Origin of the sequence: Cellvibrio sp. UBA7671, assembly GCA_002483145.1 — a bacterium.
GTDB classification, from domain to species: domain Bacteria; phylum Pseudomonadota; class Gammaproteobacteria; order Pseudomonadales; family Cellvibrionaceae; genus Cellvibrio; species Cellvibrio fibrivorans.
On the sequence record DLHJ01000016.1, the window covers coordinates 140,566 to 162,783 of the forward strand.

Below are 22,218 nucleotides of genomic sequence, written 5' to 3' on the forward strand. Positions count from 1 at the left end.
CGGAGACATAACCAGTGAGCGATGCCGATAAAAGTCCATTAATGAAAGATGGTTTGGGGGGGCATGCAATTAAACGCATCGCCAAATCTGTTGCATTGGTGGTGCCGGGATTCAATGCCAAGGCATTTCAAAAAGATGCAGAGTGCGGTCTTGATGCGCTTGAATTAAAAGCGCGGGTGCATCACTTGATTGCGGTGTTGCATCGTCACTACGATTTGCCGTTTAAAAAACTCAGTGAGTATTTACAGGATTTACCGGACGTATGGGATAGAGGAAGTGCGGCGGATAATAAAGCTGGTTTTGCGGCTTGGCCGTTGATTGATTATGTTGCTACACACGGTTTACAACACCCGAAAGAGGCGCTACAAACACTGGAAAAGTTAACACCGATGTTCAGTGCCGAATTTGCGATCCGCCCTTTTATCCAGCAGCATACTGATATCACCTATGCAAAATTGTTGGAGTGGTGCGAACATCCCTCTGAGCATGTGCGCCGTCTTGCGTCAGAAGGTTCCCGGCCGCGTTTGCCCTGGGGAATACGCTTGCCGCAATTTATTAAAAATCCAGAGCCACTGGTTGGACTTTTGGAAAAACTAAAAACAGACGAGAGTTTATACGTGCGCCGTTCAGTGGCGAATAACCTCAACGATATTAGTAAAGATAATCCTGCGTGGATGATTAACCTGTGCGACCGCTGGTTGACTGATTCGAATGAACATACAGATTGGATTGTAAAACACGCGCTGCGCAGTTTGGTTAAGGCGGGTGATGTGCGCGTATTTCCACTGTTGGGTTATGCAGCTAAACCGAGTGTGACTGTGAGCGATATAACGCTGAGTAAAAAGCGTATCGCAGTAGGGGATTCAATTGGATTTTCTTGTACTATTACGGGTGGGAAGAAAGCGCAGAATTTGGTAATAGATTATGTTGTTTATTTTATGAAAGCCAACGGCAAGCTGGCGCCCAAGGTCTTTAAATTAAAAAATATTATGCTTGCTGCCAATGAATCTATAGCAATTACTAAAAACCACTCGTTTAAACCAATTACTACTCGCCGCTATTATGCGGGCATGCATCAGCTGGCAATTCAGGTAAATGGTAAAGAAGTTGCGCGCAGCGATTTTTATTTAGGTGATTAAAGGTTGTTGCTGTCTAAAGATAGTCACTTGCCGATACTGAATCGGCAAGTGACCAGTTTACTTAATGCACGCGGCGCCAATGTTCTTCAATCAATATCCCGTCTTCCATACCTTTGTGAATCCACAGATCTTTTTTAATTGCGCCATTAAAGTGATAGGTTTTTCCCACAAGACGGGCCTCGGAAGTGACATCAATCGTCTCAGAATAGTTTTCACCTTTAAAAGTATAAGTGCCGGATGCAGCTACGGTAAATTTTCCACTTTTGTCCCAAGTGATAAACGCAAAGTGTTGTTCGGATAATATTTTGCGGGAGAGTGTACTTTTGTCTTTTATTTCGCCGACGACTTCATTTTTTTGGTTTTTGTAAATCGCATATTCCAGCTCCCAGGTCCCCGTCAGTGTTGCTTTGGGGTTGGCATTAACCCATTGGCTTAGTGCCAGTATCGCTATTGCCATTAGTGTCAGTATCTTTTTCATTGTTATATCTCTCGGTTGTGTTTGGATTTTAGTTGTGGCCAGTCTGGATGGCGGTTGGATTATGCATGAAACGTACATGAGTTGCGCAAACAACGGATGAGTCTAAACAAAAATTAATAGTTGATGAGGATTTATTGACTGCAGGAATAATCAGAATTTCTATAGCGCATTTAATGCAGCGTTAAGTTTATTTTCCAATTCGGATTTTAATTGTAAGTAATGTCCAAGTTGCACTCCGGTTTGTTGTGCAATGGTGTCGTGGCAGAGGGATAAGTCCAGGTCAGTAATGTAGCAAGGATAGCGCTCGCTGTGTTGGCGCCGGCGAACAATATAACTGGCCACTGCTTTAAATAAATCATCGCCATAAGCCAGCGCAGAAAATTCCTGTTCATTGCAATAAATTGTAAAACGCAGCTGCTGGTCGCCATCCAATTCAGCAATAGCTTTGATATTAATAAAATGTAATTGACTTAAGTCGCTATGCAGTTGCCGGCGCTCGGCATAGCCTTGCTGCTGTTTGATATTGCCTACTAATTCATAGATGGCAATATCTTTGGTGTCGGGCAGCGCGCCTGTGTGGTCACCATCCAATAATTGGCGCTGCATAGCCGCATTGATAAAATTGATCAGCGGCCGCAGGAGTGTCTGTTGGTTGTGGTATTCCGTCAGTGTGGTAAACACTGAGCCTTTTTCATCCACAATAGTAATGCGCGCCTGGGTACGTTCCAGCTGATAAAATACGGTAATGCTGCGTTGTTTTACCTGTTCGCAAATGATGCGCAAAGGTTTGTCGCGCAACCCATAGCGGTCAATCACTATGGGGCTGAAATCAATTTGCGCTTGCGCGAGCCGCGCTAACAAATTTTCGTAATTTTTAAAGCGCTGGATTTGCAATTGTTGCTGTACAAATTGCAAGAGTAGATATTCATCGCCCATTTCCAAAATATAACGTGTGCTGCGCGGGCGTGTGCCTGAGTAATAACAGCTGATCAAGTCGCGCCACAATTCGGTTAGCCGCTGGGCGATGTTGTTGCCCTGACCACTACTAAAGCAGCGCACACTCAGTTCAGGCAAGCTGAATTGTTTGCCGGGGGGAAACAAACGGAAATAGTGTTGCAGGCAATTGATTAGTGCATCGCTGGCATAATGGCGGCAGATTAACTCACCCCAGGAGTTGATGTGGATGATATCGGCGTTAATCACTAAGTTTTCACGCAAGCCGCTATAGCCCAGCGCATCGCGTTGGCTGCTGAGCATTTGCATACCTTTTTTATGCAAATCAGCTTGGGGTTCAACACCGGTGTTGACGATAACTAATAGCTGCTCAATCACCGCAGGGCGAGTAAATTGATGGTGTTCAATAGTCAATGGCGTGGGTAACCATTGCTGCAGAGCGAGGATCAGTTGTTGTTTTTGGCTGGCGCTGAGTGAAAATTGTTTGCCAATAATATCAACATGGGTATGGCTTGCCAAAATTTCATTGGCGTGACACCAGAGCAATAACTCCAATAAGCTGCGCGAGCGTTTTATCGGTTCCACATCGACATTGCGCAGCGCCAAATCATTTTGACTACCACGCACCACTTGCCAACTGTCGCCACTGTCATTCTGTTCGCGAATAAAACACAGGTTGTCTTCACTTAAATCGCGCGAAATGCCCGGATTGATCCATTCAATTTTTCCTGCTTTGCGTTCAAATGCCGCGTGCAATTTGCGTCCGAGAATCATTAACTCATCGCTACTGATGGCGATATCAGTCTGCTGGTGTTTGCTCAATTCACTCAGCAAGCGGTAGCTGTGGTTGAGTTCATTGACCAGTAAGGCACGCTCGGTAATGACATGGGGTGCTTTCCAATAGGCGCGGTTGTCGAGCATATGTAATTGATGTGCTGACCAGTGCCAACTCTTTACCAGTTCCTCCAGTAATTTCCGCTGCCAGGATTTGTTGGGTTGGCGGCTGGTGCGCGACAAGGGTTTATTTACCTTGAAATAAAAACAGCGCCGCACTAAATCGAGACGCTGTAACTGATTGTGTTTTTGCAAATACTGCTCAATGCGGCGATACACCATCACGTAGGGATCGAGCGCGTCGGCGTCCGGGTCTTGTGCGTAAATCGCGCGTTTAAAACTGAGCGCTAGTGGTTCGCCATTGAGCAAATGACTAGCTGGTTTTTTATCGGGATTTTGGTTGTTTGCTTCCGGATGGCTGAGTGCTGCGTTAATACTATCTTGATAAAGACTGATCTGCGGGGATGTGTCATCACTGGACAATTGCGGTTCTGCTGTTGCAGTAACAATTTCTGTTTCCAGCTCGCTGTTGGCATAGACTTCCAGCAACAATAATTTCAATACCGATTTGTAGGGTGATTCAATCGCCTTGTAGAGTTGCCAAATACCAGCACCAATAAATTCATTAGCAGGAATGGATGGCAAGCCACCAAAGTCGATAATATCTTCGCGCTTGAGAAAACGCTTTCCTAATAGTTTATCGCGATAGCTGTTGTAATGGTGTTCTTGTGATGCGGGAATAAACCACCAGAGCGGAATTTTGCCCGCCAGCCACAGGGCGGTGCGATAGAATTCATCGAGCAATAAATAATGCTGCGCTGAACCGCTGGCTTCACTACTCAAACATTGGGAGCGCCGACTGGAGAATTCACCGCTGCGCATTAAAAAAAAATGCACTTCAAAATGGATCTGCACTGCTGCCCACTGGCTAATCAGTTGGCATTTGCGCTCCAGCTCGGATAAAAATGCATCGTCTTCAGTAAGGCTATGGCATACCCAAACATCCAGGTCACTTGAATCGCTCTGCGCAATAGTGCCGACACTGCCCATAATAAACAGCGCGTCTATCGCCATGTTTTTTTCAGTGAGGTCGCGATTATATTGAAAACTGCGCGCGAGAATTTTTGCTAACCGCAATTCATCATTGCCGGGTGTATAGTGATAGACACCAGCAGGTGTACTGTGGGAAATGTAACCCGGCAACATGGGATGGTTAACGTGAAATAAGAGCGGCAGCACTTGCAAAAATTGTTGCTGGCGTTCAGGCAGCGCTGCACATGTGCGCTGGTGGCGCAGTTGGTTTAAATCCAGGAACCGCTGCTTGAGTTGATTGAGTTGTTTGCGATCAACGCCTTCATCGATATCGTGTATGTCTATTGGACGTGAATACATAGGCCTTAGTGGTGCGAATTGCCGTTAGTGACTTTTTTCTTGCGCAAAATATCGGCGAGGGTGGTGTAGAGTAATTCCGGATTGACCGGTTTGGATATATAGCCGTTCATGCCCGCCGCTAAACAGCGCTCGCGATCACCACGCATCGCCTGCGCCGTAACAGCGACAATGGGAATGTTTTGTTGCAAATTATTCGCGCGCAATTGTCCCGCACGAATGCGCCGTGTCGCTTCCAAGCCATCCATTTCCGGCATTTCCAGATCCATTAATATGGCATCAAAGGGTTCACTGGTAGCTTCCAATAATTTCAGGGCTTCAATGCCATTGGTCGCAATAACGGTGGTTATTTTTTTCTTTTTCAGAATGCCGCGGATGACTTGTTGATTGACGATATTGTCTTCAGCAATCAGGATGCGCGCATTTTCCAATAATTCTTCAATATCCGTTGGAGTAATAATTTTCGGGCTGATGTCTTGCAGCAATTGTTCGCGCCCAATCGCTTGGCTGATGGCATCGAACAGGCGCGATTCGCTCACCGGTTTACTTAAAAACTCATCGACTAAAATGGCATTGGGGTCAGCGCTGGAAATTTCATCGCGATGGTAAGCGGAAATTAAAAATACACGCGGTTTTTGTTTGAGGCTGCGGTCAGATTTAATCAGGCCAGTGAGCTGCAAACCATTCATATTGGGCATGCGATAGTCGAGTAGTATAAAATGATAGGGCTGGCCTAAATTATCGGCTTGGCGAATACGCTCTATGGCAGCGATGGGGTTATCTATTTCATCGACTTGCAAGTGAATACTGCGCGCAGTACTCGCGATAATCGTGCGTGCAATTGTATTGTCATCAACAATTAGCGCGCGGATATTATTCAAATCGCGCGGATGGTTGATCAATGTTTTTTCACCCAGATGACTGTGTTCAAACGCGGCACTGAAGGTGACTTTGCAGCCTTTGTTCAGGCTGGAATCGATGCTAAAGTCGCCCTGCATTAAATGTACAAGGTGGCTGCAGATACCTAGACCGTAAGTATTTTTTTCGGTTTCCGGTGTATTTTTGTTAAAGACCAGGCGCTCTTTGATATGCGTCAACTTTTCTTCGGTCATTCCCAAGCCGGCATCTTCAACGCTGAATTCGAGCACGACTTGTCTGCTGGTTTGGCTTTTGCGCACCACTCGCACTATGACTTGGTTGGTATTGGAATATTGAAATGCATTGCTGATCAAGTGACCGAGGATTTGGCTCAGGCGCGAGGCGTCACCGCGCAGGAAGCGCGGCACTTCGGGTTTAATGTCGTACACAATATTAACCGAGCGATGCAGTGCACTGATTTCAAACAGCCGCGAAATTTTTTCAAATAATTGGTCTAGATCAAAATGGGCATATTCCAGAATGACCCGCCCCGCTTCAATTTTGGAGAAGTCGAGCAGCTGGTTAATGATTTGCAAGAGCGAGTCGGCCGCTGAATTGATGCTGGTAAGATAACTCTGCTGCTGTTCATCGAGCTGCGTATCTTGCATCAAATAACCGATGCCGATAATGGCATTCATCGGTGTGCGGATTTCATGGCTGACGCGTGCGAGGAATTCGCTTTTGGTTTTGCTAGCGAGGTCGGCTTGAGCTTTGGCACTGAGCAGCTCTTCGCGCGAGGTCATAAAATCGGAAATATCGGTATTCACTCCCACGCAGCGGCTGGCGTGGCCCTGATGATCGGGTTCAAAAAATTTCGCTTTGGAATGAACCCAAATAATATTGCCATCGCGATGTAACATGCGAAATTGTAATTGCAAAGATTCTTGTCGATTGTCGATAGCGGATTGGTACTCGCCGAGCATGGTGTCCACATCATCCGGGTGAACAAAATAATCGCGCAGGGTATCGAGGTTCCCGGGTAAGTCTTCGTAATCGTAACCCAGCATGCGCAGATAGCTGCGGCTGAAATAAATTTTGTTGGTTAATAAATTCCAATCCCAAAGGCCGTCATTGGTTGCTTCCATTGCGTATTGGTAGCGGGTGTCGCGGTCAACCATTACGCGCAATTGTTCGTGCTGGTGCATAAAGCGGAATAACCAGGCGAGCAGGCTAGTGAGCGCTTTGGTGTCCTGCGCGTGCCAGGTGCGCGGGTTGTCGCGGTGTAGGGTCATAAAACCGCGCAATTGGGCCTGCTCGCACAGGGGGATAATCAGGCTGTTGTAAATATCCAGTGCACGCAAGCCTTGGGTGGCTTCGGCCAAATCGTGGTCGGTCGCGGTGAGGGCGAGCGCATTGCCATCGCGCAGCTGGCGAAAGTAGCTGGACTCCGGTTTGAGCAGGAAGTAGAGCCAATCCGGATGTTGCAAGCGTTGTCGGGTGGTATCGCTCAAATCTTGTGCAGCCCATTGGTTCAATAAACTCACACTGGCGGAGTGTGCGTCCCAGCCCCAAAGGCCAATCTCGCGCAGGTCCAACAATTTACCGACTTGCGCCAATACTTGTAAGGGGCTGGATGAGTGCTGTTGTTTGACTAAAAACTTGAGTGTTTCCATCACCCAGCTTTCATCGAAAATCGGCCCTTCGGTTGCTTTACCCTTGGTGCCAAGGCTGGGCGCAGGTGCATCCTGCTCATCGTTGCCATAGTCTCCGGCGGCCGAAGCGCGCAGTTGGCGGATGGCATGTTGCGCTTGCAGCGACTGTTTTAGCGACGCGAGTTCCTCCTCCAGCAGCAAAATTTTAGCTGCCAGCGCCTCTTCAGACTCTTCTGAATGCAATGATTTTTTACCCATATCCTTTTATTCGCGTCTCGGTATTTATCTGGACAAAAAACAAGCTGCCAGACTTAAAGGCTAGCCCATGTTGGTGCGAATACCAGCAATTGGAGGGAATAAAATGACGAGTTTGGCGTCGGCGAGAGAGGAGTAGGGCACAATTGAGATCAAGCGCTTGACCTTAATTATGTTTTGTCCGGTAACTGATTGAATTATAAAAATTAAAAAAGCCGCGCATTGAATGCAATGCGCGGCTTGTTAAGAGCGATGTTTATTTCCGGCTTTCAAGGCTCGCTTTGGCGCGACCAACGGCAGCTTTAACCTGCGCTGGTGCGGTTCCGCCGATGTGGTTGCGCGCGGCAACAGAACCTTCTAAGGTCAACACTGCAAACACATCTTGCTCGATTACATTTGAGAATTGTTGTAGCTCGGCCAAGCTCATCTCGGACAAATCCTTGCCAGTCTGTACACCGTAAGCCACTGATTTGCCGACAATCTCGTGCGCATCGCGGAAGGGTACGCCGCGACGCACGACGTAATCCGCTAAATCGGTAGCGGTGGAGAAGCCGCGTTTGGCTGCTTCGTACATTTTCTCTTTGCGCGGTTGGATCGCCGGGATCATATCCGCGAAAGCGCGCAGGCAATCTTTTACGGTATCGATGGCATCAAACACTGGCTCTTTGTCTTCCTGATTGTCTTTGTTATAGGCCAAAGGTTGGGATTTCATCAGAGTCAAAAGCGCCGTGAGGTGACCATACACGCGGCCGGTTTTGCCGCGCACCAACTCAGGCACGTCCGGGTTTTTCTTTTGCGGCATGATCGAGGAGCCGGTGCAGAAGCGATCCGGTAAATCGATGAAGCTGAATTGCGATGAAGTCCAGAGCACCAGCTCTTCGCTCGCGCGTGACAAATGCATCATCAGGATGCTGGCGAAGGCGGCAAATTCGATGGCGAAGTCGCGGTCGCTGACTGAGTCGAGTGAGTTTTCGGTTGGTGCATCAAAACCCAACAGTTGCGCGGTGTAAGCGCGGTCGATGGGGTAAGTTGTGCCGGCGAGCGCAGCGGCGCCCAAGGGCGATTGGTTTACACGCTTGCGGCAATCCATCAGGCGGCCATAATCGCGCTGCAACATTTCAAACCAGGCCAATAAATGATGACCAAAAGTCACTGGCTGGGCAGTTTGCAAATGAGTAAAGCCGGGCATGATGGTATCGGCATTGGCTTCAGCCACTTGCAGCAAACCTTGTTGCAGGCGGGTCAACTCTTTTGCGATTGCATCGATTTCGTCGCGCAAATACAGGCGGATGTCGGTGGCTACTTGATCGTTGCGCGAGCGTCCGGTATGCAGTTTTTTGCCGGTTATACCGATGCGTTGGGTGAGCAGCGCTTCGATGTTCATGTGCACATCTTCAAGGCTGATGGACCAGGTAAATTTGCCAGCAACGATTTCTGCACGTATCTCTTCCAACCCGGTGATGATCTGGTCGCGCTCGGCATCAGTCAGCACGCCAACTTTGGCGAGCATGGTAGCGTGGGCGATGGAGCCGTTGATATCGTGATGATAGAGGCGGTAATCAAAACCAATGGAGGCGGTAAAGCGCTCAACAAAGGCGTCGGTGGCTTCACTGAAGCGGCCGCCCCAGGGTTTGATGGGCTGATCGTTTTGGCTCATGAGCATGTGTCCACAAACTGGAAATAATGAAAGAGATGTCGGGCGCGATTAGGCTACCATTGGTATCGGCACATCAATACGCAAGCTGCCCTGATCCGCAGGCCGCGCATTATATAGCCCAAAGGCTTATTTAAACACTGATTAAAGAAGACGCTCATGAGCAGCTCCCAGGCCTCTAATAGCAAGGCCCCCACTACCAGGAAAAAGGCACCGCGCCCGGCGCCGGCCGAGCCGGCCACTCCGTTTTTGCCGGATTTGTGTAGCAGCCAATCGGTCTTTCTGCTCGTACTGGTTGCGGAATTATTGGCCGTGCTGCTGACCATTAGCGCTTCATCCGGATTGCAGCATTTTAATTGGGACAAGCTCGCGTTAATTTCCGTACAGGTGCAATGGATCGTGGTGTTCAGCGCAGTGGCTCTGTGCCGCCTGCGTTTTTGGTTGGGTAGGCAGAATCATGTGCGCGCTGGTGTTGTCAGTTATGCGTTGGTATTGGCGATAACACTGGTGCTGTGTATTGCGGGGCAGTGGATTATTTACGGTGCCAGCGGTATGGCGTTTGTGGGCGATCAGGAATTCCATTTTGATGGCTGGCTGCTGTTGAACAACATGGTTATCGCGGCGATTTTATCGGGCATTTTGCTGCGCTATTTATACTTGCAGCAGCAGTTGCGCAACCAACAGCAAGCGGAAATGCAAGCGCGTATCCAGGCGCTGCAATCGCGTATTCGGCCGCACTTTTTATTTAACAGTATGAATTCAATCGCCAGTTTAATTGCAACTGATCCGGACACCGCCGAGCGCGTAGTGGAAGATCTCTCTGAATTATTTCGCGCCAGCCTCGCCGAGCCTACATTAATTCCATTGGGTCGCGAATTGGAATTGTGCAAACATTATCTGGATATTGAACAGCTGCGCTTGGGGCGTCGTTTGCAATTGGATTGGCAAGTTAGCAGTTGCAACCCGGCGATAAAAATTCCCAGTTTGATGATGCAACCGCTGGTGGAGAATGCAATTTTTCACGGAATAGAACCGCTGCCCAAAGGGGGGAAAATTACCGTCAAGGTATCGCAAAATGATAAGCAGCTCAGCATCGTTATCTCCAATCCCTATTTGTTGGTGAAAAGAAATAATCATCATAGTGATGCATCGGCGCGTCACAACCGCATGGCGTTGGACAATATTCGCCGCCGATTGACTGCCCATTTCGGCACGGCAGCGCGCTTATCCAGTAGTGCGGAAAATGGTGTCTTTACCACTTACATTTTTTGTCCGTTAACCCTGTAATCTCCATAACATTAATAGCGACTACAACTAAAAGACTGAGACAATAACGATGGATATTTTAATTGTTGATGATGAAGTCCTCGCACGCCAGCGGTTGCTGCGCATGGTGGAAAAAATCGAAGGATTCTCTGTTGTTGCTGAGGCAGACAATGCTGAGGACGCGTTGGTCGCCATCACTCAACATGATCCGGATATCGTCTTGCTGGATATTCGTATGCCGGGTCGCGATGGCTTAAGCCTGGCGCAGGATATTGCCGAATTGGAAGATGCGCCGGCAGTGATTTTTTGCACTGCGTTTGATCAGTATGCGCTGGATGCGTTTGGTACCAACGCCGTGGGGTATTTGCTCAAACCGGTAAAAGCCGAGCAGTTGTTACAGGTGTTGGAGAAAGCGCAAAAGCTCAACAAAATCCAACGCGTTGCCGCACAAAAAGACAACAAGCCCAAATCGGAAAATCAGCGCACTCACATTACTGCGAAAACGCGACGCGGGGTTGAATTAATTTCACTTGAGGATGTTCGCTATTTTCTCGCCGATCACAAATATGTCACGGTTTATCATCGCGCAGGTGAGCACCTACTTGATGAAACTTTAAAAGAATTAGAGGAAGAGTTTGGTGCGCGCTTTGTGCGCGTGCATCGCAATTCACTGGTGTCGGTAAAACATATTGAGGCGCTGGAGCGCAATGCGCAGGGGCAGTATCAAGTGCGCTTGGCGGATACAGAATTACGTCCGGTGATTAGCCGTCGCCATGTGAGTGATTTAAAAGCTTTGCTCAAAATGATTTGATTCGATTTTTAGTGTTTCCTCTTCTTGCAATGATTCATTTTGTTAGTGGTTGATAAGTTTGTGCAATTTTTATGGTTGATCATCTGCAATCATTGCTACCAAAAATGTTTACGCAAAATTTATTTGAATTGAACGCCACCAATTGGCAAAGAGTGATCACTGCACTTTTTTATGGCGCATTACCCTCGACAATGTAACGCTTTTTTCCCCATCCGGGGCAAGCGCTCAATTTACTTATCGTCGAGGGAACAATGAATATCTTTAATAAATTATTACGGCAATCTGCATTACTGCTCGGTGCCGGCTTAACGTTGCAGGCGCCTGGCAGTTTTGCTGCGCGTTGTGAATATCTCGTTCAAAGCGATTGGAATACTGGTTTCGTGGCCGCCATTCGTATTACCAACGACACCAATACCGCTATAAATGGCTGGTCGGTTAATTGGGCCTATAGCGACGGTTCTACCCGCACCGGTGGGTGGAACGCCAATTTCAGTGGTAGCAATCCTTACAGTGCAACTGGTGTTGGCTGGAATAACCAGATTAACCCTGGCCAGTCTGTAGAATTTGGTGTGCAAGGCAATAAAGGTGTAGCCAACAGCCCGGCGCAGCGCCCGGTGGTCACTGGCACTGTTTGCTCGAACGCACCGGGCAGTTCAAGTAGTTCTAGCACTAGCCGCAGCGTTATTACTTCAGCGTTCAGTTCGTCGCGCATGTCGATCAGTTCATCAAGCATGTCGAGTCGCTCTAGGAGCTCTTACGGATTGAGTCTTAGCAGTAGTTCGATTCCATCCAGTAGTGCATCAACTACATCAAGCAACCCTGCTATTCCGAGCAGCTCGAGCGCCAGCTCGGTTGAGCCGAATACTCCACCGGTAGCCGTGCTGGACGTGACTGTCCATGGTATGACAGTCTTTATTGACGGCAGCAAGTCCACCGATGCTGAGGGACCTATCTCCTATAAAATTTATACTGGCGATCCAGAGAAACCCACCATTTTTTATCCCTCGGTATGGAATACCTATCAAACCCCTGGTGAATACTCGGTGACCCTGGAGATTTGGGATAGGCGCGGAGCAACAGTCCGGGTCTCGAAAAAGTTCACTGTGCAACCGGTAGCGGGGAATCAGGCGCCCATTGCGATGATATCAGCGGCGCGTGAGAATCGTTCTATCGTTGCATATGCCACAGCGTCATTCGACCCCGAGGGTGTCCCGCTGTCATATGAGTGGGATTTTGGCAATGGCGCCTATATCGGCGATGCGCGTACCAGTTTCACCGATTGTTTGCCTGATCAAACGACAAGCCAATCCGCACTGGTGACGGTCACTGTCAGCGATGGTGAATTGAAGGATACCCGCCAAATCACGGCCGGTGGCCTCTGCGGCACGGTGTTTGATGTGTTCCCGCAGCCGCAATTTACCTATCGACTCGAAGGCAACAAAATTTATGTGGATGGTCGAAAATCGACAGGAACCACTGGTTTGTCCTGGGATTTTGGTGATGGCAGCGCTCGTGTGGCGGGCGTATTAGCAGAGCATACCTATGCAGCGGCAGGCACTTATACGGTCGAGTTGGGAGCATCCGGTCAGAGTCTATTTGGCAACCGCACTACCCAGATTGTCACGCTAGGCAGTGCGTCGAGCCTTGCATCTTCAAGCTTGGTTTCTTCGAGTGCGCGCTCTGCGACTGTTTGCCCAGGTAGTTCAGCGGGAGCAACCTCGGCAGCTGCTTGTCCGGCACCATCAAGTTCGGCCAGATCCAGTTCGGTTGCTTCAAGTTCTGCGCCGTCCAGCCTGGCGATCTCCAGTGCTTCCAGTGTGAGCAGTATCCCCAATCACTACAATGCGCCGCGCGCAACGACGGCGCCAGTCATTGATGGCAATGCCGATGTTGTGTGGGAGCGTACTGCCTGGGCACCGATCGATGTGTTCTGGCTGGGTACTCAATCTAATCCATCAGCACAGGATTACAGTGGCCGTTATAAAGCCCTGTGGGACGAGGATTATCTCTACTTGTTGTTTGATGTGACCGACGATCGTATCTATGACGGTGTGCGAGATGCGCTGGATCGCTATTGGGAAGATGACACAGTGGAGCTGTTTATCGACGAAAACAAAAATGGTGGCCAACACGGTTACAACACTGGTGCGTGGGCCTATCACATCAGCACCTATGGCGATGTGGTGGATTACACCACTTCGGGGCCGAAATTGCTGAACGATCACGTCACCAGTCGTCTGGTTAGCAATGGCAGCAAGCATAGTTGGGAATTGCGGGTTCGTATCTACGGCGAAGATTATGCAGATTGGAAAGCTAATACCCCCCTCAAGTTATTCAGCGGCAAGTTGATGGGTTTTTCAGCCTGCTATATCGATAACGACGGCAGTCCGCAGCGTGAAAGCATGATGGGCTCAGTGAATACCCAGGGTCATAAAAATAACCAGGGTTATCAGGATGCGAGTGTATTTGGCTCGCTACGTCTGGTTGAATAATTTGTTAGCGTAGTACAACGTATGATGCGAAAAAACAAACCCCCGCGAGCAACCGTGGGGGTTTGTTTTTTTTAACGAGTAGATTGTTTTGACGTAAAAAATTAACGACAGGTCACTGCCGGTGTTTCCACGCCGCCGCCATTGGTGTTGGCCTGAAAACCAAATTCAACGGTTTGGCCCGCGCCTATGGTGCTGTTCCAACTCGCCCCGGTAGCTGTATAGGGATTGCTGCCGCTGAGCGTCGCATTCCATGAACTGGTGATGCGGTTGCTACCGGAATACTGCCAGGTCGCAGTCCAACCGGATTTGGTGCTGGTACCGGTATTGGTCACGCGGATTGCACCGGTAAAACCTGAGCCCCAGGAATTGCTCACCACATAAGTACAGCTCACACCGCCGGTAGTGGCGGTGCTACTGGAAGCTCTGCTTGATGCAGGTACCGAGCTTGGTGCAACACTGCTTCTGCTGCTCGATGCGGGAATAGAACTTGGCGCAGTGCTGGATGTTGTACCTCCTTCAATACCCCAAGGTGCAGGCAGCGCCGCGCAACTGGTGCGCCCAACACAACTCTGTTGATTCTCCCAGCCCCAACCGCTCGCGGTGGTTTCACAAATCGGGTAGCGATTGCCATACCAATTACAGGTTCCGCCGTTGGCGACTGATGACGGCGTGCTTGAGCGACTGGATGAGGTGGGTGCAATCGATGAAGGTGCAGACGACGAGCTTGGCGCAACACTTGATCGAATACTGCTGGCGGCGCTGCTAGTCGCACCGCCGAAATTAGTCGCCAATTTGGAGGTGGCTTTAATGCCGTTGGTGCTGTTGATCAGGTAGTTACCCCAGGTGCTCAGTGATCCGGCATTCCAGTTGTTAACAATATCCAACTGCACACAGCAGCTACCATTGCCTGACCAGCTCCAACCCAGATAGCCGATTCCCATATCCTGTGCGTACTGCAAAATGGCCTCTTCTGCGACATTGCTGCCACTGTGCTCGGCGCCGAATTCACCGACTACCACCGCCAATCCACGGGTTTGGAAACTATTCAGATAGCTCTGCACGATGCTCGCGTTGTTATACACCTCGTACATATGCACCGAGAAAATCGTATTTTTCAGTGTATCTGCCGCCAGTATGCTCGGCGCGTTATCGCGCATGGCGTTTGACCAATCCTGGCCCCAGTTGGCTGCATCCACCATCAGCATGTGAGTCAGCCCGCCGCTGCGCAACGCACGTATGGCGGTGATATGGTCGGCGGTATAGGTCGCTGCTGAGGTACTGTTGCCAAAGGGTTCGTTAGCGATATTAACGATTACGTAATCCTCCTGGCCGGTGATCGCCGCTTTGATGTCCGAACTCAACCAATACTCGGTCGCACGGCTGATATGGGCCGCGGCCGCACTTTCGCCATAACCGGTGGAATCGTGTACTTCCAATACGCAAACCAGTTTATTGGCCTTACATTGGTTGATCACATTGGTTACATCAGCGCCGTTATTGCGCGTCCACTGGGTGCCGTTGCTCAGCACCACGCGCACCGAGTTAGCGCCGGTTGCTGCAATATCTTTTAGCGATTGGTTGAGGCGGTCGGAAAACCAGGTGTGCGCATGGTTAACACCGCGAAAGACAAACTTATTGCCATTGGGGTCAAGGACTTGGGTGCCGTTGAGTGTCCAGCCTGCAAAGGCCGGAGCGATCATGGCGGATGCGATTAAGGCCAGCGCCGTTTTTTTCAGTAAATGGTGTTTGGGTGTCGTCAGGTTTTTCATAGTGGTTTCCTTTGGGCAGCAAACAACCCTGCGGCTTTTTTGCTGCAAATAAGTTTTATCGTTGGATGGAGGCGACTACATAGCTGCCGGACAATTACTCTTGTGCCGCCCGATGGTCTGCTGGAGGAGTGCAGGCCTGTTGTTATTTGCTGTGGGTGCGAGCTGCTTTGTAATCGGTTACATGATATGCCTATGGTGAGGCTCTAACAAGCCCCCGTGCGTGGGTAAACTTGTGCAGCTCCCAAAAATGCGAGCTGGTTCTGGTTAGGGAACTGATCGGGGAGCTTCAGACTGGATTGATGTTCAGGTGAAAGAAAAAAAGCTGTTTGCGGTAAGGCGCCCTGTACGCGGATCAGTACTAAGCCCCGATTGCAGGTTGATATCGCCTGAATGTAGTTGATTGCTGCGGTAAATAATCGCGCGATTAAATACCACGGGCATTTGGTAGATGCGTTCAAACAGATTGGTATCGCCGTTGATGTAGTTGAATCGGGTTTGCTGTTCGTTGATCACTTCTTGTTTGAGAATTTTAAAGTAATTGGTAAATCTTTCTTGAGTGATGGTTTCAAACCCGGTACTGCGATGGCGATAAAAAGAGGTTCCGCCATAAGATTCGGCACACAGGTAATGCACCATCGCAAACTGTAGTGGGTCGTGGGTGTCGATATGAGGCACCGATTGGATCGGGCGCAATTTTTCCGGCGGTGTGGTGGTGAGGGAAAATGCGCACAGGCTCAGTTCTGCCATGCGCTCTGCGGCTATGGCAAATGTCTCGCGCATCAAGAGGGTTAGGGCGCGCAAACTCTGCGCGGGATAATCCCCTGTAATGGTTTTGCGCAGGCCGGGATAAAAATCGCTCGCCTGTGCGATAAAACTGGGCTCAGTGCAAGCTTGCTCCACTAACTGTTCCGGCGTTGCAAAAAAATTATCGATAATCAGCAGCGGGTTTTGTTCCTGCCCGATAAGTTCTACGCGAATTTTTTGTTGGCTGGTTAACTCATGCATTATCCAAGCGCTCATTCTTTTTTTGGATCAGTGCGTAGATCTGCCCCAGCGAGGCGACCATGGTGTAGATGGGTTGTAAATAACCCTGTTGTTGCAGTGTGACCAGTTGGGTTGCATCCAATTGCGCCAAACGTTCTTCGTTAATCGTATACAAACCTTGCACTCGCTGTTGTTGTGCGTTGGCAAAGCTTATGTCCAATGCCATGGGCATAATCAAATTCAGGGCGAGCAAAGCTTTTATAAATTCCTGCGTATGTTTTTCACCCTCAAGTAATTCGGCGAGGCGCGCTTTTATTTTTTGCAGATAGTCAGTCTCTTTTCCGGTTGAATCAAAAATCGCTTCACCTTGCCCGGTTGTTAAGGTGTGGCTATCAGTGTCGATACAAATCAGCGCCTGGTTATTTTCATGCCCGATAAAAAATGGCTGGCGCATGATATTGAGCGGAGTGTAAATGCTCTGCCATTGATTGTTGTTCCAGAATAAATTTTCACCGCTTTCGAACCCCAGCAGCGCAACGCACAAAAAATTGCCCGTCTCACTACTTTTGGTAAACACAATCGGGTAGTGCACTACCAAACGCAAAAATTCGCTGATCACTACCGGCACCATATTATTGGTGGCGCCGAGGGATTCGATCAGTTGGGTATCGATACGCAGCTGTTGATGGTGTTGGTTATGGAGGGCAACAAAATTGCTCATAGGATTTTCCGTGCGTTCAATTAAATAGTTTGCAAACCATGCAAATGGATTTTGGTTAGTAGTTCGCGGTTGCTGGGTAAACTGCGTATGACCTGCTCAATATGTTTTTGGTTTTTAGCAAATTGTTCCTGAGCCACTGCTATGTCTTCCAGTAAATGTTGGCTATAGCGATAGTCAGTTTCAAAGCCCATGCCATAGAGAACATATTGGTAACTGGCTGCAGGGAAAACTTCGTTGTTGCTGGTGAAGTCGTGGTCGCCGGGTGGATGATAGCGCCAAAGTTGCATCAGTTCTTGCAAACTGTGCGGAATCGTTGCCGGGTCGCGGTTGTCGCTCCAGAAACTATTGTCAGTGCGTTTGCTTAAAATGTAATGCAATTTTAAAAAATCAATAATGCGTTCCCAGCGATAGCGGAAGGTATCGTTAAACCGCTTGGCGGTAATGCCCATCACCTCCCGGCAGGCCGGCAATTGTTCGGCAATCATGCTCGCCGACAATTCCACTAATACGATTGCGGATGCTTCCAGCGGCTCTAAAAATCCTGCCGATAATCCCACCGCGACACAATTATTTTTCCAAAAAATCTGGCGATGACCGGAGTGGATAGGAATCTTGCGCACCGTTAAATTTTTAAACGCGGCACCCACATAATCTTGCAAGCGCTCGGTCGCCTGTTCTTCGCTGATATGGTGGCTGGAATAAACGTGGCCGACACCGCGGCGATGAATCAAACCTATATCCCAAATCCAGCCGGCGTCCTGTGCGGTAGAAATGGTGTGGGATGCAATAGGCGCATCCTCGCTTTCATAGGGAACTTGCACAGCGAGTGCAGTATCGATAAATAATACATCGCTACAATCGATAAAAGGCACTTGCAAATGTTGGCCAAGCAATAGCGATTGGAAGCCGCTGCAATCGATAAATAAATCGCCTTCGATAGTGCCCGCCTGCGCTGTGTTGACCGAGGCTATATCGCCATTGTCGGCTGAATTGATGCTGATAACATCGGCTAGCACATGCTGCACGCCGAGTTTTGTGCAGCAGTGTTTTTGCAAGAAGGTGGAAAATTTTCCTGCGTTTAAATGGTAAGCATAGTTGGCGACGGAATTAAATTCCGGTGTGGTGATTAGCTTGGGCGCCAAGCCCTGTTCACACACGGCTTCTTGAAAACAGGTTGCGTCTGAAAAGGATTTTTGTAATTGCTTTTTGGTGCGTGCCGCCTGCCAGTGCGCTGCCAAATTGGTTTTTCCAAACCCTTGCGGCAACATTAAGGGATGATAATAAAAATCATCGGCAGTACCTGTTACCCAACGCGCAAATTTTGCGCCCTGTTTAAATGAGGCATCGCACTCGCGAATAAAATCGGTTTCGGAAATGCCTAATTTCATCAGGGTGGAGCGCATAGTCGGCCAGGTACCTTCACCTACGCCGATAATGGGAATATTGGGGGATTCAATCAGAGTGACGCGAATATGTTTGCCATCTTGCGCACGATGGTGTGCTGCGATACGCCCCGCAGTAAGCCAGCCAGCAGTGCCCCCACCGACTATCACGATATTGGATATCTTATTATTCATAGCGCACCCGTCGGTAACTCACATTGCAATCCCGTGTAGGGACATTAATGACAAACAAAAAAATGAAACAGGTTGTGAAATAAAAAGGGCCGCTGTAAAAAACAGCGGCCTAAAAATCATAGCGGACATAGGCTATGAGTTGTTCACCTGACATCTAACGTGATTAAAAACTCGCACGTACACCCAGTGCCCAACGGCGACCACTGTCTTCAATTAACAATAAGTGGTTGTCGTAACGGCCGCGTTTGTGGGTGTATTCCTCGGTGAGATTAATGCCTTCAACGAAGACGGTAATTTCATCGGTAACATCGTAACTCGCACTTAAATCCCATTGCTCGTAATCTTCTACGATGGTAGGACCGTTGCCATTGCTCTGAGTAAGCGATTGCACAAATTCACCGCGTTGGTTGTAAGCTAAACGTAGTTGTATTGGTCCTTGTTCGTAAAAGCCGACCAGGTTCATGGAATCACTTAAACCGGTGAGCGCAAATACTTGTGTAACATCGGCCGGGTCGAGTTCTGCATCGCTATCCACCAGTGTGGCGTTAAACATCATGCCAAAACCACTTTCGCCGAAGGTGTGTTGCACGCCGAGTTCAACACCGTCTACCGTGGCATCTTCGCCATTGTTGGGCAGGGTATTTTTAAATACCGCCACTGAATCGTTGGCATCGGCGGCGCCGGTGTCGCTACCGGTTGATGGGTCGAGTAACAAACTGCCGCTGGGTAATGTGAAGGTTTTATCGGCAATCGTGTTGACAATAAAATTCGCTACGTCTTTTTTGAAATAACCGGCAGATACATAACTGGCATCGCCGTAATACCACTCCCAACTTAAATCAAAGTTGTCGGATTCAAAGGGTTTGAGTGCAGCGTTACCACTGGTGGAGGTGAGGTTGCCACCCTGGCGGGTTGTGGTAATTACTGTCACGGGTGCCATGCTGGTGAGAGTGGGGCGCGTTAAACTTTTGGATGCCGCCATGCGCACAACCATGTCATCGGTTATATCCAGTTTGATGCTCATGTTGGGTAGGATTGCATCGTAACTATTATCGACGTTAATCGATTGTGCTGCACCAAATTGCGCGAGCATTTCGGTTTCATCCAAAATACGCAAGCCAGTGACGGGAGCTTCAGTGCCTGTGACAGTGACATCGGTGGATTCAACACGCACACCACCAATGGCAGAAACAGGCATGCCGCTCAAATCGCCAGCGAATTCAGATTCTAAATAAAACGATAAGGTATCCTCTTCAACGACGAAGGAATTATCACGCTTCACTGCATCAAAATTTTTGCCGCTGGTACTTTCGAGATAAGCAAATTGCGCTTCGCCATCGTGCGCGAGCCATTGCGTTGGCATGCGGCCACTGCCGCTGACATCGCTGAGGAAATCATCGCCCGCATCAAAAATATATTGCATATCTGCAGGAATCACGGGCGAATCAGGATAGCCACAATAGGTACAGTGAATGCCGACACCTTCGTTATCCCAGCGCTCCAGTGCTTTGTCTTCACTGGAGAACATAGTGCCGAATTTAATTTTTACTAAACCGGAATCGCCGCCTTCATCCCAAGTGCCGTCCATTTTGAATTGGTTAACTTCGTCATCCACCGCCCAACCGCGACGCAACATTACATGTGCGCGGCTATTGTTTTTATCAAGCAAATCGCCTACGCCTGCCGGTGCAACATAATTGGGTGCGCTTGGATCGCGATAAGCAGTGCCATCCAATTCTTGTTGGCCGGAGAAAATACTTGCGTCGGCAGTGGCAAATTCACTCGCATAAGGCAGGATATTGTCGTCCACCTGGAAGCGCACGCGGTTGGCATAACCAATCAAAGAAAGTTGATCGCCGCCGCCATTATTGGCATCGCGTTTGGCGTTTGAAGTGGTGACATCAAAATTCAAATTCAATTTGTCGTTCACTTGCCAATCCGCATTAACGCCGAAGAGAGAGTTGGAAGTGAGGCGATCAAATTTTTTCGCGTGCATGTCCGTTGCCAAGCCGACTTCCTGACGCAAATCAATGACAGTGCCGTTTTCATCGGTCACTGCATCGGTGATGTTCGGTGCAGTAAACCAGTGGCCATATGAAAGCGCATTGGTTTCTACATCAAAATCAGAATAGATAGCGTCGGTAGTAATAGTTAAATCATCGGTGGCTGCAAATTGCAGCACAAGCGACGCGTTAGTACGTGTGCGCTCTTCAAAGGTGACTTTGTGATCGTAATTACGTGGCGAGAAAATCGTAGTGCCTGCAGGCACGCCCGCGCCGCCATTTAATTCAGAGGTGGGGATGCCGACATTTTCCAGCCATCCATCCATTTGGGCTTGATTTAAACGGGTGTCGCGCTCCTGATGTGATACCGCAAGCAGTGCGCCGAATTTTCCATCATTAAAGACATTGCTGATCAAGCCGGAAATTTGCGGTGTGGTTTCTTCGCTGTTTTCTTCCATGGCGGCTTTCACACTGCCAGCAACTTTGAAATCACCAATAGCAAATGGGCGCGCGGTTTTTACGTTGACAGTTGAACCAACTCCGCCGGATTGCATAGTTGCGGATGAGGTTTTATACACTTCCAAACCGCTCACTAGTTCAGATGCAACTGTATCGAAACTAAATGCGCGTGATAAATTTTCGGTCGCCATTTGACGGCCATTAATTAATACGGTGTTAAATTCCGGGCCGAAACCACGCACAGTAATTAATTGGCCTTCACCGCCTGAGCGGTCTATCGACACACCGGTAATACGCTGCAATGATTCGGCGAGGTTGGTATCGGGAAACTTACCGATGTCTTCGGAGGAGATGGCATCGACCACACCACCTGACGCGCGTTTAACATCCATTGACCGCTGCAAGCTACCGCGAATACCGGTCACCATTAATTCTTCGACTTGTTCTGTTGCACCTGATGGAAGGGGTGTGTCTTGGGCGATTGCCTGGGTGCCGGCAACGGAGGTTAATAAGCCAATAATAGCGCTGAGTTTATTTTTATTGTGCATTGAATCCAACTCCTCGTGAGACTGATTGGTCGTAATGGTCAGCAGACCCTTCTCGTCAATCTTCACACTGAGTTTGGTATTCGCCACCAAACGCTTTACAGCGTCTTCGATGGAATAGCGACCGGCCAATTTATTGGTGATTATTTTCGCTGCATCATCAAACGGAAATATCAGCGTAATATCGGCCTGCTCGGCAAACTCAGTGAGCGAAAGATCTGCCCGTTGCTGAGGGATGTCGAACTGGATAATTTTAGCGAGAGAATTGATTTCCGCCCACGCAGGCATAGACGTGCCTACCGCGAGGGCAAAAACCAGTAACCGAAAAATTGCCTGCTCGTTTACCTCAGCCGCGAGCATCTTGCTCGCGTGCTTAAT

13 protein-coding genes are annotated in these 22,218 nt (G+C 49.0%); 4 read left to right on the forward strand and 9 right to left on the reverse strand.

All coding sequences use genetic code 11. The annotated features are described in order from the left end of the window. Positions 1-14: 14 nt before the first annotated feature. Entirely contained in the window at positions 15-1,139 is a 1,125-nt protein-coding gene (locus B4E62_RS16465) for a hypothetical protein (RefSeq protein ID WP_331352805.1), read from the forward strand. A 61-nt stretch (positions 1,140-1,200) separates the two neighbouring features. On the opposite strand, the gene B4E62_RS16470 is transcribed toward B4E62_RS16465, so the two are convergent. The 4 genes from B4E62_RS16470 to argH form a co-directional block, all read right to left on the reverse strand. Then, positions 1,201-1,617 carry a hypothetical protein gene (locus tag B4E62_RS16470; protein ID WP_331352806.1) on the reverse strand — a complete coding sequence of 139 codons (417 nt, stop codon included), beginning with the start codon at positions 1,615-1,617 and terminating at the stop codon, positions 1,201-1,203. A 159-nt stretch (positions 1,618-1,776) separates the two neighbouring features. Next, positions 1,777-4,797 (reverse strand): class I adenylate cyclase, encoded by a 3,021-nt coding sequence (locus B4E62_RS16475; protein WP_331352807.1) that lies wholly within the window; start codon positions 4,795-4,797, stop codon positions 1,777-1,779. 5 nt (positions 4,798-4,802) lie between these two features. Further along, complete coding sequence (locus tag B4E62_RS16480; protein ID WP_331352808.1) at positions 4,803-7,562, reverse strand: PAS domain-containing hybrid sensor histidine kinase/response regulator; 2,760 nt, start codon at positions 7,560-7,562, stop codon at positions 4,803-4,805. 253 nt (positions 7,563-7,815) lie between these two features. After that, entirely contained in the window at positions 7,816-9,216 is a 1,401-nt protein-coding gene (argH, locus tag B4E62_RS16485; protein WP_349681261.1) for an argininosuccinate lyase, read from the reverse strand. A gap of 156 nt (positions 9,217-9,372) precedes the next feature. Here argH and B4E62_RS16490 point away from each other — a divergent pair, with 156 nt between their 5' ends. The 3 genes from B4E62_RS16490 (at position 9,373) to B4E62_RS16500 (ending at position 13,782) form a co-directional block, all read left to right on the forward strand. Further along, positions 9,373-10,500: a sensor histidine kinase gene (locus B4E62_RS16490; RefSeq protein WP_310068010.1), complete on the forward strand. Its 1,128-nt coding sequence runs from the start codon at positions 9,373-9,375 to the stop codon at positions 10,498-10,500. 49 nt (positions 10,501-10,549) lie between these two features. Then, positions 10,550-11,290: a LytTR family DNA-binding domain-containing protein gene (locus tag B4E62_RS16495; protein ID WP_331352809.1), complete on the forward strand. Its 741-nt coding sequence runs from the start codon at positions 10,550-10,552 to the stop codon at positions 11,288-11,290. A gap of 251 nt (positions 11,291-11,541) precedes the next feature. After that, positions 11,542-13,782 (forward strand): sugar-binding protein, encoded by a 2,241-nt coding sequence (locus B4E62_RS16500; protein ID WP_331352810.1) that lies wholly within the window; start codon positions 11,542-11,544, stop codon positions 13,780-13,782. A 101-nt stretch (positions 13,783-13,883) separates the two neighbouring features. Here the strand turns inward: B4E62_RS16500 and B4E62_RS16505 are convergent, their stop codons facing one another. The 5 genes from B4E62_RS16505 to B4E62_RS16525 all read right to left on the reverse strand — a co-directional run bounded on the left by B4E62_RS16505 (position 13,884) and on the right by B4E62_RS16525 (position 22,200). Next, positions 13,884-15,551 (reverse strand): cellulase family glycosylhydrolase, encoded by a 1,668-nt coding sequence (locus B4E62_RS16505; RefSeq protein ID WP_331352811.1) that lies wholly within the window; start codon positions 15,549-15,551, stop codon positions 13,884-13,886. A 303-nt stretch (positions 15,552-15,854) separates the two neighbouring features. Then, entirely contained in the window at positions 15,855-16,556 is a 702-nt protein-coding gene (locus tag B4E62_RS16510) for a DUF6445 family protein (RefSeq protein ID WP_331352812.1), read from the reverse strand. Further along, entirely contained in the window at positions 16,549-17,256 is a 708-nt protein-coding gene (locus B4E62_RS16515) for a SapC family protein (protein ID WP_331352813.1), read from the reverse strand. Before B4E62_RS16515 ends, B4E62_RS16510 begins: the two co-directional genes overlap by 8 nt. Positions 17,257-17,276: 20 nt before the next feature. Continuing rightward, entirely contained in the window at positions 17,277-18,833 is a 1,557-nt protein-coding gene (locus B4E62_RS16520; RefSeq protein ID WP_331352814.1) for a tryptophan halogenase family protein, read from the reverse strand. A 163-nt stretch (positions 18,834-18,996) separates the two neighbouring features. Continuing rightward, positions 18,997-22,200 carry a TonB-dependent receptor gene (locus tag B4E62_RS16525; protein ID WP_331352815.1) on the reverse strand — a complete coding sequence of 1,068 codons (3,204 nt, stop codon included), beginning with the start codon at positions 22,198-22,200 and terminating at the stop codon, positions 18,997-18,999. Positions 22,201-22,218: the final 18 nt, after the last annotated feature.